The 12,473-nt window shown below is 59.5% G+C and carries 12 protein-coding genes; 4 read left to right on the top strand and 8 right to left on the bottom strand.

Annotated elements, in window-relative coordinates; translation table 11 throughout:
• On the top strand, positions 1 to 288 hold a 288-nt coding region (locus HED64_RS18015), incomplete at its 5' end, for a hypothetical protein (RefSeq protein ID WP_210149947.1).
• 219 nt (positions 289 to 507) lie between these two features.
• Here HED64_RS18015 and HED64_RS18010 read toward each other — a convergent pair.
• The 4 genes from HED64_RS18010 to HED64_RS17995 form a co-directional block, all read right to left on the bottom strand.
• Positions 508 to 1,530 (bottom strand): hypothetical protein, encoded by a 1,023-nt coding sequence (locus tag HED64_RS18010; protein WP_168153339.1) that lies wholly within the window; start codon positions 1,528 to 1,530, stop codon positions 508 to 510.
• 111 nt (positions 1,531 to 1,641) lie between these two features.
• Entirely contained in the window at positions 1,642 to 2,184 is a 543-nt protein-coding gene (locus tag HED64_RS18005) for a hypothetical protein (RefSeq protein ID WP_168153338.1), read from the bottom strand.
• A gap of 644 nt (positions 2,185 to 2,828) precedes the next feature.
• A complete protein-coding gene (locus HED64_RS18000) occupies positions 2,829 to 4,403 on the bottom strand; it encodes a PAS domain-containing sensor histidine kinase (protein ID WP_168153337.1) in 1,575 nt (524 codons plus the stop codon).
• Complete coding sequence (locus HED64_RS17995; protein ID WP_168153336.1) at positions 4,403 to 5,215, bottom strand: alpha/beta fold hydrolase; 813 nt, start codon at positions 5,213 to 5,215, stop codon at positions 4,403 to 4,405. The genes HED64_RS18000 and HED64_RS17995 overlap by 1 nt, the downstream gene beginning before the upstream one ends.
• A gap of 991 nt (positions 5,216 to 6,206) precedes the next feature.
• Here HED64_RS17995 and HED64_RS17990 point away from each other — a divergent pair.
• From HED64_RS17990 to HED64_RS17980, 3 genes are all read left to right on the top strand, one after another.
• Positions 6,207 to 6,449 (top strand): DUF6953 family protein, encoded by a 243-nt coding sequence (locus HED64_RS17990; RefSeq protein ID WP_168153335.1) that lies wholly within the window; start codon positions 6,207 to 6,209, stop codon positions 6,447 to 6,449.
• A gap of 227 nt (positions 6,450 to 6,676) precedes the next feature.
• Positions 6,677 to 7,435 carry a 4-hydroxy-tetrahydrodipicolinate reductase gene (gene dapB / locus HED64_RS17985; RefSeq protein ID WP_168153334.1) on the top strand — a complete coding sequence of 253 codons (759 nt, stop codon included), beginning with the start codon at positions 6,677 to 6,679 and terminating at the stop codon, positions 7,433 to 7,435.
• A 4-nt stretch (positions 7,436 to 7,439) separates the two neighbouring features.
• Complete coding sequence (locus HED64_RS17980; RefSeq protein ID WP_210149945.1) at positions 7,440 to 7,895, top strand: hypothetical protein; 456 nt, start codon at positions 7,440 to 7,442, stop codon at positions 7,893 to 7,895.
• Positions 7,896 to 8,037: 142 nt separating this feature from the next.
• Here HED64_RS17980 and HED64_RS17975 read toward each other — a convergent pair whose 3' ends face one another.
• The 4 genes from HED64_RS17975 to HED64_RS17960 form a co-directional block, all read right to left on the bottom strand.
• Positions 8,038 to 8,553 carry an NAD(P)-dependent oxidoreductase gene (locus HED64_RS17975; RefSeq protein ID WP_168153333.1) on the bottom strand — a complete coding sequence of 172 codons (516 nt, stop codon included), beginning with the start codon at positions 8,551 to 8,553 and terminating at the stop codon, positions 8,038 to 8,040.
• 229 nt (positions 8,554 to 8,782) lie between these two features.
• Positions 8,783 to 9,712, bottom strand: a complete 930-nt coding sequence (locus HED64_RS17970) for an HNH endonuclease (protein ID WP_168153332.1) — start codon at positions 9,710 to 9,712, stop codon at positions 8,783 to 8,785.
• Positions 9,713 to 9,952: 240 nt separating this feature from the next.
• Positions 9,953 to 10,561 carry a tetratricopeptide repeat protein gene (locus HED64_RS17965; RefSeq protein ID WP_168153331.1) on the bottom strand — a complete coding sequence of 203 codons (609 nt, stop codon included), beginning with the start codon at positions 10,559 to 10,561 and terminating at the stop codon, positions 9,953 to 9,955.
• A gap of 336 nt (positions 10,562 to 10,897) precedes the next feature.
• Positions 10,898 to 12,451, bottom strand: coding sequence for an FAD-dependent oxidoreductase (locus HED64_RS17960; protein WP_168153330.1), 1,554 nt, complete (start codon positions 12,449 to 12,451; stop codon positions 10,898 to 10,900).
• Positions 12,452 to 12,473 lie beyond the last annotated feature (22 nt).

Genomic DNA, 12,473 nt, shown 5'->3' with positions numbered 1-12,473 from the left:
GTGGGTGTGGCGGGCGCAGCGGTGGTGGCGGTGGGTGCGGCTGTCGTGGGTGTGGCGGGCGCAGCGGTGGTGGCGGTGGGTGCGGCTGTCGTGGGTGTGGCGGGCGGAGCAGTGGTGGAGCTGGTTTCGAGCAGGCCCGGAGAAGAAGTCGCTGTGGGGGAATTCGCCCCGAGGTTCGAAACGAAGGGGTTCGTGCCGGTGATGGCGGTTTCTCTCAATCCCGATTCTGAGACTGCAGGCTTCGACGCCGTCGGCGGAACGAGCACGGGGCCGGTGCCCGCGGCCTGAACAGGAGCGGGAGTTGGCAGCATGCTTCCAAGCAGTGCCAAGCTGACACACGCCGTCGTGATGAGAAACCCAGCCGGTCGGAGGAAGGTCGACGTTCCCTTGTGTGTCGCCTTTGCCGTGTCGCTGCGCAATCGAGCCTGCTTCCCTATTCCATCCGTAATACGGGCTTGTTTCAACCGCTATCTGTGGTCAAGAACCTTGATCGAACTGAGAGCGACGCTAGATGTCTACCTTCGCTTTGCGCTGGCTTGAGCCTTGGACGCTGTTGCGGCGGCGGACCCACCACAGGATCAATGCGGTGACCAAGACAAGGACAGCAACGCCTATGGCAATCAATGTAGCGTTGGGGCTCGTCTCGGGGGCTACAACAGCTCCCTGCCCGGCGTCCGGGAAGGTGATACTAGCCTGAGCTTCCCGCTCGACGAGTCCGCTGTGGAGTTTCACGCGAGCATTCCACGGTCCGTTAGGAATCTCGGGATCTAAGACTGTGAGCACTTCTCCGGTTTGTCCCGGTGCAATGGTGGTCGCCTGCCCCACGGGGAAGGGCCCTGCGGAGATCCCCCCGGGGCCGTCGGTCAGAGTCAGCTCACCGGACATGTCTAGAGCGCGGCCACCGCTATTCGTCACCATAGTAGAGACCTGGGGACTTGCAGCGGCGTCCCTGGCTGCGGTGAGCGATTCAATGTCGAAATCCGCGGGCTTTCCATTGCCTTCGCCGACCGAAAGATAGACGCGGATGCCCGTCCTGCTGGCCTGAACAACGTTCGAACCGTCAGCGGGCTCTTCCCTGACTTCGGCCCAGATGGCGGCGTATTGTTCTGCTTCGGGAGCGTCTTTGGGCACATCGATGGTCACGGAGACTGCGGCGACATCGCCGGCGGCGAGTTCTAGCTGCGGCCGGTCGAGTGTTATCCAGGTGGTTAGCTCGTTAACTGCTGGATCGTTTCCACCCACGAAGGAACCACCATTGATGGTTGCGGCACCCGAATAGACCCTGACTGACTGGGTGGTGGCCGAGTGGTTCTGCACCTCGATCCGGCGGCTGATCGTTTCGCCCGGCGTGAGGCGGTCCACGATGTAGGACCTGGCTCGGGGATCCTCCAGCGTAGCTGTGGGGACATCGAGTAGCCGCACTCCGACTCCCGAGGATTCAGGAGGCGCGGGCGCCGACTGCGCCGTCGAGGACGCGGCTGGCACCAGCAGCAGGATAAGCAGGCAGACTGTCGTGATCAGATAACGCAAAAACCCAGGACCCTTGTTCTTTTATGTAGGAACTCGCAATCACGGCCCACGGTTCAAATTGGACTATGGCTTGGGGACGCCCGCATGCGCGGGCGTCCCCAAGCCAATTGTCTAGAGTACGGAGTGCGTCAACGTTGCGGTGTAGGTATCAGCCAACGCCTGGGTAGGGGTTTCAACGGTCAAGGTGGCGTCCCACGTTGCGGTGTTATTGCCAGCAACGGTCGTTGCAGTCTGCACCGCTACGTTCGTTCCGCCATCAATGGCACCGATCACGCTGACCGAAGCCGGGAGAGCCATGGTCGGATTTCCGGTCGTGATCGCGGTCTCGGCCAGGTAATCGGCGCTGGTGAGTTCCAGGACATTGTCAACAATTTGACCGGTCAAGGGAGTCATGTGGACTGAGGCGGACCAGCTGGCAGTACCGGCGCGGCTGTCGGTGACGAGGACACCGTCCAGTGGGATGGTCGCCGAACTGCCAGCGGTAATCAGGCCGGAAGTAGTAGCGACCGGAGTGGAGATGTCGATGGTGCCCGAGTCGACCAGGACGGTGGTCTCAGTGTCGCTTGTCGGTGCGGCAGTGGCGGGCATTGCCATGGATCCGACGAGAGCGGCTGTTCCGACAAGGGCAAGTGCAGTGCGAGTGATGGTGCGCATGTGAGAGACCTTTAAGAAGAAGTTGCGAGTGCCGGTGAGTGCCGGACTGCGGGACCGAGAGCCGAAACCACGGAGGGTCCGAGCACAAAATATCACACTAATTGATTTATTAGAAACAGTTGCTTCCCTAATCAGGGAACGCTCCCCTCGAAGACGACCGTCTTGGGCTGCGGTCTTGCCTGAATATATGGCTCTCGTGATCAGCAGTTTTATGGCAAGAGCCATCCTCGCATCATGGTTTGTTGTCTCTCATAATGCCGAGCTCTGGAGGGCTCTCTCGGAGGACGCAGAGGAGGACGTGTTAACGAATGCTGGGGAAACGGCGCGGTCAGGATTCGGCAGGAAATCTCCGTTTCTCAGGCGGAGGTTTCCTGCCCGGACACACCTCAGAGGTCCTCCCAAATAGGGTCTATTGTCCGTGTGTGCCCTTAGCATGCGGAGGTCTCTAGTTCCCGCATAACTCCATGGTGCGCGATCAACCTCAGATTTACCGCTGGCGAAGACGCAAAATTCTCTCAAGAATTGAGACACACGAGCCCGGCAGCATTCCGAAGAATCCTTTCGCAACTCGGCGTGCGTTTTTCACGCACCCAATCCCCCCCGTGTAAATCTCGGAATAGCAGTTGGGCGAGGGGACGTACCCCCTACTCCGCGAAGGGAAGGATGATGCTGACGGTAGTACCACGACCGGGGTCGCTGGCAAGTGCGATGGTTCCGTGGTGGGCTTCAATGATGTTCTTGGTGATGGGCAGCCCCAGACCTGCACCGGGGATGGCGGCTTTCCGGACGGTGTCGGAGCGGAAGAACTTGGTGAATGCTTCTTGCAGGTCCTGCGGGGTCATGCCGATTCCGGTGTCGGTGAATTCGACCGTGAGGTGCCCGTGGGTGCGGATGGCAGTGATGGTGACGTGTCCGCCGTCGGGGGAGAACTTGATCGCATTGGAGAGCAGGTTGTCCAGGACCTGACTGATCCGCAATGGGTCCAGGAGAGCGGGAAGTGTGGGCGGGATGTCGGTGGTGATCGTGACGTTGTTGCCCTGTGCGCGCAGTGTCGCGGAGCAGATGCTCTCGCGAATGAGCCCGGCCAGGTCCACGTTCCGTGGTGCCAGGGCGCTGCCGGCGGTGGCGGTGGAGAGCAGATCGCCGACCAGTTGCAGGAGGCGTTCGGAATTGCGCAGGGCCACCTTCAACGGAGCAGCAATATGCCCAGGCAGGTCCGGGTCGTCCAGAACCAAGTCGAGGTAGCCGACGATGGAGGTCATGGGGGTTCGCAGTTCATGGGAGACATTGGCGAGGAAGTCGTCCTTGGCAGCCACGGCGTTGATCAGCTGCGTCACGTCACTGTAGGTGATAACGGAACCGGTGAAATCACCGTGTTCGGGCACCGGCTGTGCCGAGACGTTTAAGGCTCGTTGGTCGCCGCGAGGGCCGATCCAGATGAGGGCATCGGAGAACGATTCACCCCGTGCCGCCCGCAGTAGGGGAATGTCCTGGAACCCCACGGTGGTGTGGTCTGGGCCATAGACGAGGAGTCCGGAATCCGTCCCGCCGCCGGCGCCCGTAGGGGTGGCGTGCTCCAGGTCGCGCTGGTAGCGGCTGTTGTGCATGACCGGATTTGCCTCGTGGTCCACCACAGCGATGCCGATATCGACGGTATTCAGGACGGTTCTGAGCAGGGATTCGTTCCTGCGGCTTTGCCGTAGGGCCAGACATAGCTCGTTCTCCGATTCGGCCAAAGAGTTTCGATGGGCGGCGGTGTCGGCTTCGGCCAGTTCCCTTGCGTTTTCGGCTTCCTCGGCTCGACGCAAAGCAGTTTCGAGCTCGTGCTCGTAGCCTCGGCGTTGGGAGATTCCGAAGACGATGATGCGGTCCACGGCAGGTTCATCCTTGGCCGAAGGTGAGCGCGTGGCCGAGAGCAGGGCAGGGTGGCGGTGTCCATCGTGTCCCACGATGGACACCGCCAGTTCGCTGAAAGATCTTCCGGACCCGAGCAGGGGACGAGCATAAGCGTCATAAATGATCCTGTCGTCCGCGGGAAACAGGGCGAGCAGGTTCGCACCTTGCACCGCGACTCGTTCTAGGCCCGTCCAGGTGAGGAAAGTGTCGTTGACCTCGAGGATGGTTCCGTCGGTCTCAGTAATGAGGAAGCCTGCGGGTGCCTGATGAAACAATGCCTCGAAGTCCGTGCGTGGCTGGGAGTCTGTGTGTGTCCTGTTCATCAGGAGGCGGCGATCAGTTCGAGTTCGGTCTGTTGGCACGCTGCGGCGCTCTTCAAATAGCCCCGGATGGCGTGGGCGCTTTCCTCGGGAGAGCTCACCTGTGGGCAGTGTCCGGTATCGGTGAGCCGGAGGAGAGTGCCGTCGGCCAGATCTTTCTGGAGGTCTAGGCCGATGTGGTCTGAGGCTAAGAGGTCATCGATACATTGGAGTACGAGTGACGGCGAAGTGTCGTCCCTGAGCAGGGGCCGAACATCCGAGAGAAAGGCGACGCGGCAGAATTCGCGGGCAACCATTGGAATGATCCCAAGGAAGCGGTTCTGAAGCTCCGCCGCGTTCTGCAGGGTATCCAAGGTGGTCCAGATCAAGGAGATGATATGCAAGGAAGACAGCAGTCCGTCGAGGTTCTTGGCGCTGAGTCCACCGATGTCTCCGTCTGTGGGGTTCTCTAGGTAGATGGCCGGGGACGCCCCGAGCAACAGCCTATCCAGACACAGAGTATCCGCATCAACGGCGTCGATTTCCATCATGCCACGGACGCTGTGAGCAATACGGGTGACATCCTGCAGGTTCGGTACCTTACAGATTTCCGGCACGTCCCGGGCGTACCCGTGCAAGCAGGCGGATTTGACCGAATATTCAGCGGCCAAATCCGAGCCTCCAAATCCGACGTGGTCGAAGAGCGACACCCGGTGCTTTTCCGTGAAATGGGGCAGCATCTTGTCCCAAGTCCCATGGTCACAGCCGGACTCGTGGGCGAGCATCACCACAGGTCCGTTCACTGGGCCCATGATCTTGATGTTGTTGCGTGTCATCACACTGGCCATCGGTGCCGCTACCTGTCGGTTGTGGTGCGCGAATGCCTTGTCTGGACCCTTGGTTGGAATGATCCACACTAATGGTTGTGATCCAAAAGCCTGAGCATGACCTTCAGTGTACAAGCCCCCACCGGGGAGCCCTTGAGGGAGCAAAGCTGATGCCGCGTGCCGGTGCGCGGCATCAATCTTGCAGGGATCCTGCAATACGGAGTCTGATATCAGTGGGCGAGGTCCGCAAACGAGGTTTGGTCCGAGCCATGCTGCCCGAGAGGGCACCGGGAACTCTTGCGCCGTCATTTGCTCTCATATTCGGTTTGTGCGGGAAGCTTTGCGGGGACCCGTTACTAACCTTCGTTGGCAACCGGCCCGGCCCCCGTAACCTCACCGGGCCCCTCACTCAGGGGGTGAATGACCCATTGACCCATTGACCTGAACACGGAAAGACCTGGCCGAGGATTTGGACAGGTTCCTCTGCGGGGCTGGCGATATGGTCGCTACAGACTGGGAGACTCTGAGGAAGGAGCTCCGGCACTAGGTACTTCACGGAACATCACCTCCGCCAGACCTTTTTCGGGTCTGGCGTCGCTCGACCAGAGGAAGTTTCGAATGGTTGTTAGCGGGTTCGCTCGATCATGGCTAGGCGAACCCGAGCACGCGTGCTTTTACTTCCATATCTGGACGAGTTGGTACTCGGATCGCCTACCAGTGCAGGATTTTGGGGCCGCGTCGCAGCCATGGTGGGCCGAAATGCTGTGGCCGCGTCGACGATCTGCATCGTGGACAGCGCGGGATCACCCCAATCGGATGGCAGGCTCACGGAGCGGACTGGGTTTCTCGGACAGGCTGGACGGTCGGAGGTACCGTGAACGGATTCCCTTGCTTGGTGCCGCCAAACAAGGCACCGTAGATACGACAGCGATACCACTGCGTGTAATGCGCCATTGGCATGCGGTGTGCGCTCTGTCCCGCACACCAGTACGCTAAGTAGATGACCAATGCATCAGAAATTGCCCAGTGGATCCTCGATACGATCCACGCTGAAAAAACTGTTCACCAGGAAGCCGTGGTGCCACGCATCGCGGAGGCCTTCGGCGACGAATGGGTTTACACCAATGAAAACGGTCACCAAGCCATCAATCGCGACGTTCTGAAGTCCTTGCGCAAGCTGCGCGATGCCTCCGTGTCTTGGAACCGCGAGGACCGCAGCTGGAACGTCGTAGACGCCAGCTAGTACCTCTGAGGGGTCGCCGGAGTTGATACTCGGCGGCCCTTTTTGCTGCCCGGATGGTGGGGCGCGACCGGATTCCTGTCTTTGATGCAGCATCCGGGACCATGATCTGCGCCACGGGGCAATGGATCGGAAAAATCCGAGCACTGTTAGCAACCCCACCGCGCAGATTCCAGCTTTGGCTGTCATCGACGTGAAGCGCACCCCAATTTCCCGATACTCTAGAAGTCATGAGTGCACCACTGAAAGTCGCCGTACTCGGCGCATCCGGACGAATGGGAGCCGAAGCCGTTAAGGCCGTTACGGCCGCCGCGGACATGGAGCTGGTCGCCGCGTTGGGTCGCGGAGACAAGCTTGAAGCCATTCTGGAAGCGGGCACCACACACGTGGTGGACCTCAGTGTCCCGGCAAGCACCGAGGAGAACGTGCGATTCGCCGTCAGCCACGGGCTGCACGCAGTCATCGGCACCACCGGCTGGGACGATGCCAAGCGCGCAGCGCTGAGCGCACTGCTCGCCGAGCACCCCGAAACCGGTGTACTCATCGCCCCGAACTTTGCGCTTGGCTCGGTTTTGGCCTCGGCCTTCGCCGCCACCGCCGCTCGTTACTTCGAATCGGTGGAAATCATCGAACTGCACCACCCCAACAAGGTTGATGCACCCTCGGGTACCGCTGTACGCACCGCGGAGCTCATTGCCGCCGAGCGCGCGTCAGCCGGTCTGGCTGCCAGCCCCGACGCCACCGAGACCCAGCTGGACGGTGCCCGCGGCGCTGTAGTTGATGGAGTGCACGTGCACTCGGTCCGCCTGCGCGGCCTGGTGGCTCATCAGGAGGTTCTGCTCGGCGGGGCCGGCGAACAGCTCACGCTGCGCCACGATTCTTATGATCGCGCTTCATTTATGCCCGGCGTGCTGCTGGGCCTGCGCACCGTCGCCACACGCCCGGGGCTGACCTATGGCCTTGATGGTTACCTCGAGTTGGGACGCTAAACAGATGAAAACCAAAATTTGGGTCGGCGCCATCCTGCTGCTCTTTGTCCTGTACCTGGTGGTGGCGCTCTCCTCCGCGATGCAGTTCATCATGGCCGACGAACCCCTAGCCAAGGCCATTGGCGTTGCCGCGTTGGTGATTCCGTTGTTGGGTGTCTGGATCCTGATCCGCGAGGTGCTCTTCGGTACTCGTACGCAGAAGATGGCTTCGATTTTGGCTTCCGAGGGACTCTTGCCGGAGGATAATCTACCGCGCACCCCGGCCGGACGCATCATCAAGGCCAGCGCCGATGAGGACTTTGTCCAGTACAAGGAAGAGGTTGAGGCCAACCCCGAGTCGTGGAAATCGTGGCACCGTCTGGCTCTGGCCTATGACGCTTCGGGGGATCGCCGCCGAGCACGTGACGCCATGCGCACAGCCATTGGCTTCTACCTTGCAAGTGCCAAGGCAGCCGCCTAGCAATAAGGCTTAAATACAATAAAGAAGGGTTCCTGCCGCCGGTTCAGAAATGAATCGGCGGCAGGAACCCTTTTTTGTGGGTGCCGGATGTCAGCCTCCGAGCAGGCGAGCACTTCCCAGATAGAAGCTCAGCCAACCGGCGTCAGAAACGCTGGCCGAGTTCAAAGGCCCTAACATTCTCGACAACCAGCTGTGACATGACTTCTCGTGGTTGCCACATCGAGCGGGCAATATGTGGGGTCAATACAACGTTGGGCAGACCTTGCAGCTCCTTGGGCACCCGCGGTTCGTCAGCAAAAACGTCAAGACCCGCGCCACGAATCCCGCCCGAAGCTAACGTCTGAATCAGCGCGACTTCACTATCGGCTGATCCACGACCGACATTGATCAGAAGGCCCCGATGGCCGAGCGCCCGGAGGATGTCGGCATCGATGAGCCACTGTGTTTCCTCCCTACCCAAGACACCGACAATAAGGGCACCCGCCCATGTGGCAAGTTTCACCGATGATGGTTCAAATCCACAGAGGAGATCCTGCTTGAGCTGGCGGGAAGAATCGCGGATTGGCATGTCAAAAGCAGCGGCACGTTGAGCGATCGTTTCGCCGATTGGCCCCATGCCAACAATGCTCGGTCGCGACTCGGAAGCTTTGCGTGTCAAGATGAATCCACCATCGGCCCACGCACAGGTCTAAAGGAATTGCTTGGCGGCAGGGGTCTGACGTGCAGTTGCCAACAATAGGCCAATGGCCAGGTCTGTCACATCGTCCGTGAGCACATCCGGGGTGTTGCTCACCCTGACCCATACTCATTGGCCGAGGACAGATCAAGACCGTCATAGCCGACGCCGAAGTTGGCAACTCTTTGTTCGACCTGGAACGGCGGATGAATCAGAACGGTTTGATACCCGGCTTCCACTGGGGAGCTCCAGCTGTCCACGTAAACATCTTCTGATCCATGGATTTATGGTGATTTGCGCAGAGCAGAATGGCGTTGTCTGCACTTGCGCGGCCGCCTTGAGAATCAGGGATGAGATGAGCTGCTTCGAGTATCTCTTTCACATCGATGCCGCATACCGCACACGCAACGGGGACAGTGTTTTTCAGGAGATTTCTTCTAAATGCGGCTTGATGTCTTCTGGATGCAATTGATCCCATTGCGTAAGAAATGGGAACATCCCAGTCTGATTCGATGATTTCCGCTTCTTCGCTTTTTCCGGCGGTGTCGAGCTCTAATAGTCTCGCTAGTCGAGGGTTGTGCCATTCGCCCTGACGCTTGGATCCGGCTTTTCGACGATTTTGGATCACGTTCTCGGCGCATTTTCGGATGAGTTGGTGGCCGAGTGCTTCCGCAAATGAATCAAATCCCGAACCCTTGGCAAGTAGACCGTGGCGTGTTTTCTCCAGTTCGATGATGGTCGATAGTTCACCGAAATTGTCTTCGTCATCTCGTTCACCGACGAGCATTCCCCAGTCACCAATTCGGCCGGTGTCAAGGTACATCCAAACATGGAAAACTTCGTTGCGTCCGATAGTGATGGTCGTTGCCCGGCGCTGGTTAGGTGCATCGGAGTATTGCGGCAGACAGGACATGGTCCAATCTGATGAACCTTCGTTTAATCGGACTCCGAACGCGAAGCTGTGCATCATTGCTAGAGCTTCCGCGGCTTCTGAAGCCTTAAGGAGCCGGTCTACCTGGGCGGAGGCGTTCGTTTTTGCGTGAGCAGGAACGATGGTACTGCCCGGTGGTGGAAACCCCCAAGTGGGCAGTACTTCAGCGTAAATATCCCGATGTTCGCGCACACCCCAGTCGTCGATCATGCACTCAGACTACCCACATGGAGCGCTGTTGTAGACCCGTTCTGGGAAAATGTGTCGTGATGAAAGCAAATCTGGTATTCCACCTACGAAGCATGGAACTTTGAGTGACACTCGCCCTGCAACTTCCACCTTCATATTCGCGGAAAGCGATCTGTCGGTAGCCTTTGCACAGGTACTCTTTATCGGCACGCTCTTAACCTTGGAAATGCTCAGCTTTTCGACCGCGAGTTCTAGCCGAATCTAAGAAGCTGCGGCGGTTGCCGCGATGCGGGCCTTTGACGTCTTGATGGCCAGAAGGGTGGAAGCTATTTGATCCGCAGGGCTATTGGCTTCCTCCCGCAGGGCCAAAGCTGTTTGGAACTCATCGAGTGCCTGGTCGAATCGGTGTTGTTCATAATACATTTTGCCCCTGTGCTGGTGCGCGAAAGCAGCTATCGTCAACGGAACTCTGCGTGGCTTCTGCGGATCTGAAACTGCGGACTCGGCAGCTGTCTGGGCCATCGAGAATAGTTCGTTGGCTTCGTCGTAGCGCTCTTGCCAGTGCATGACATGAGCCAAGCGCAATGCAGCCGTTGTGGCTCCGTAGGGGAGTGGATTCGTCACTGCTCCGGTGGACGAAGCACCACCGGAGCGGATGAGTGCTGACCAACCAAGCGTCTCCGCTTCGGAAAGCCTTCCGAGCATTCGGAGCCACGCAATCCGTTCGGAATCTCCCGCTGTCCCGCCACGTTCCAGCACATCAATTCGTGCTTCGACGAGGTTGGCGTCGTTGACAACTTCGCGCAGGGTGAGAGGATCAATGACGTAACTAGTCTGTTGGGCTGGCTCGCGGAGCGGTTCTGCGGTCATGGTCAGAATCCTAGCCGGAGCTCGGCTGCCCTTCGGATCATTCGAGAGTTTTCGGTGGAGTCAGCATACGACCACCATGTTCGTTTGGCGCCCGCGAACCAACAACCTCGTCATGAGACGAGTGAAACACAAACCACGGGGTGCGATTGCCTATTCTTCATTCTCAACCAGAGGAAAACTGGGTATCCAGCCGGAAATTGCGGCTGGTGACAGGAATCGGCGAGGGGCCCGCTGTAGCTTTTGCCCCGTTAATGAGCGCTGATGCGATGAACGGGTCGGTAGCGTTTCGCATGCGACACCCCACCGACCCGTTCACTCAGTTCTGCCGAAGAAAATTTACTCGGCTCGGCCGACGTTGATCGGTTGCGAACCGCAGCACGAATCGGCAACAACGTCCGGTTCGATAGCAGGCTCGGCGGTGCCGCAGCAACCACTGTCCTCCGCGGTGACCGTCGCGGCAGTGTTCATGGTGAGAAGCTCCGTATTGCCGTGTAGCGTTCCGGTGGCGAAGCCGAGCGACACCAGCCGCGGTGGGCTACAGGCCTCGTCAGCTAGCTCGGCCGAGGGCTCGGGGGTGGCACAGCTGCTTGCCGGTGCATCGCAGGAACCTCCCAAATCGGTGGAACACACACCAGTTTCCGGAAGCTCAAGTTCCACCAGATCGGCTGCCGTGCGGTCGCCGGCCAGCGCCGCCGCTATGGAACGAACCTGCTCGTAGCCGGTGGCCATCAAGAACGTCGGGGCTCGGCCGTAGCTCTTCATGCCCACAATGTAGAAGTTCTTCTCCGGGTGGGAGAGAATTCGTTCGCCGTGTGCGGAGACAGTGCCGCAACTATGGAATTCGGGATCGATCAGCGGGCCAAGCTCGCGCGGGGCCTCAACGATCTCATCAAGATCCAGCCGCAGCTCGGAAAGCATGGCTAGATCCGGGCGGAAACCGGTGGCCGGAACCACCACATCCACCTCTAATACACGACCATCAGCCATCTTCACCGTTGCCGAATCGCCGATCTCCACGACGGTGACGGCCAGATTCTCCACGATGGTGATGTCGTCATTTTCGACAAAACGACGCAGGGAAGTCCCCAATTGACCGCGGGCCGGCAGCTCATCGGCAGCGCCACCGCCATAGAGCTTGATCGGATTTGCTGCTCCACGCAGACCCCACAGAATCGTGGTGTCGGGGTTCTGCTGGCGCAATCTGCCGAGGCTGATCAGGGTATTGGCTGCCGAGTGCCCGGCACCAAGAACCAAGATTTTCTTGCCGCTAAAGGTTTCTTTGTCGGCCCCTAGGGGATCGGGCAGAGGGGACGTGATCACACCAGCGGCACGTGCCGCGTCTTCACCGATGGCACTGATGCCCGAGCGGCCCACGGGGTTCTGGGTGCTCCAGGTTCCAGAAGCATCAATAACGGCGCGAGCCAGTACATCCTCGGTGCCGGTTGAGGTGCTGGTGCGTACCAAGAAGAGTGATTCTTCGCGGCCGGCACTGCGCGTCTTATCAACACTTTTGCCATCTTCTTGGAGGCGCGTCACGGCCGTAACGCGGTGGCCGTAGTTGATATGCGGAGCCAAGAGGGGGTGAGCGGCCAGGGGCGCAAGGTACTCGTCCACCATCTCCTTGCCGAAGGGCAACCGCGTTTCTCGCGGTGCCTTCCAGTCTCCTGCGTAGTTCTCGCTCGGGGTTTCCAGCAGCCGGCGCGATGCCGCGTCAATGTTGTAACGCCAGGTGGAGAACAGCCTGATGTGTCCCCAACCCTGGATCGCTGCCCCGGCACCGGCGCCAGCTTCAAGAACACGGACCGCTTGCCCACGTTCGATCAGGTGGGCGGCGGCGGCCAGTCCGATGGGACCGGCTCCGATTACTACAACGGGGTACTGCTGGGTCATGAGGTGTCTCCTGGAGGGGGAG

Source organism: Paeniglutamicibacter terrestris (assembly GCF_012271785.1).
GTDB classification, from domain to species: domain Bacteria; phylum Actinomycetota; class Actinomycetes; order Actinomycetales; family Micrococcaceae; genus Paeniglutamicibacter; species Paeniglutamicibacter terrestris.
Note: the sequence above shows the minus strand (reverse complement) of the source record. Positions and strands in the feature narration are given on the sequence as shown.

Bases quoted from the DNA above. Each gene is read 5' to 3' on its own strand.
- HED64_RS17995 (WP_168153336.1), bottom strand. From the start codon at position 5,215: ATGACACGCAACAACATCAAGATCATGGGCCCAGTGAACGGACCTGTG.
- dapB (WP_168153334.1), top strand. From the start codon at position 6,677: ATGAGTGCACCACTGAAAGTCGCCGTACTCGGCGCATCCGGACGAATG.
- HED64_RS18005 (WP_168153338.1), bottom strand. From the start codon at position 2,184: ATGCGCACCATCACTCGCACTGCACTTGCCCTTGTCGGAACAGCCGCT.
- HED64_RS17965 (WP_168153331.1), bottom strand. From the start codon at position 10,561: ATGACCGCAGAACCGCTCCGCGAGCCAGCCCAACAGACTAGTTACGTC.
- HED64_RS17960 (WP_168153330.1), bottom strand. From the start codon at position 12,451: ATGACCCAGCAGTACCCCGTTGTAGTAATCGGAGCCGGTCCCATCGGA.
- HED64_RS17980 (WP_210149945.1), top strand. From the start codon at position 7,440: ATGAAAACCAAAATTTGGGTCGGCGCCATCCTGCTGCTCTTTGTCCTG.
- HED64_RS18000 (WP_168153337.1), bottom strand. From the start codon at position 4,403: ATGAACAGGACACACACAGACTCCCAGCCACGCACGGACTTCGAGGCA.
- HED64_RS17990 (WP_168153335.1), top strand. From the start codon at position 6,207: ATGACCAATGCATCAGAAATTGCCCAGTGGATCCTCGATACGATCCAC.
- HED64_RS17970 (WP_168153332.1), bottom strand. From the start codon at position 9,712: ATGATCGACGACTGGGGTGTGCGCGAACATCGGGATATTTACGCTGAA.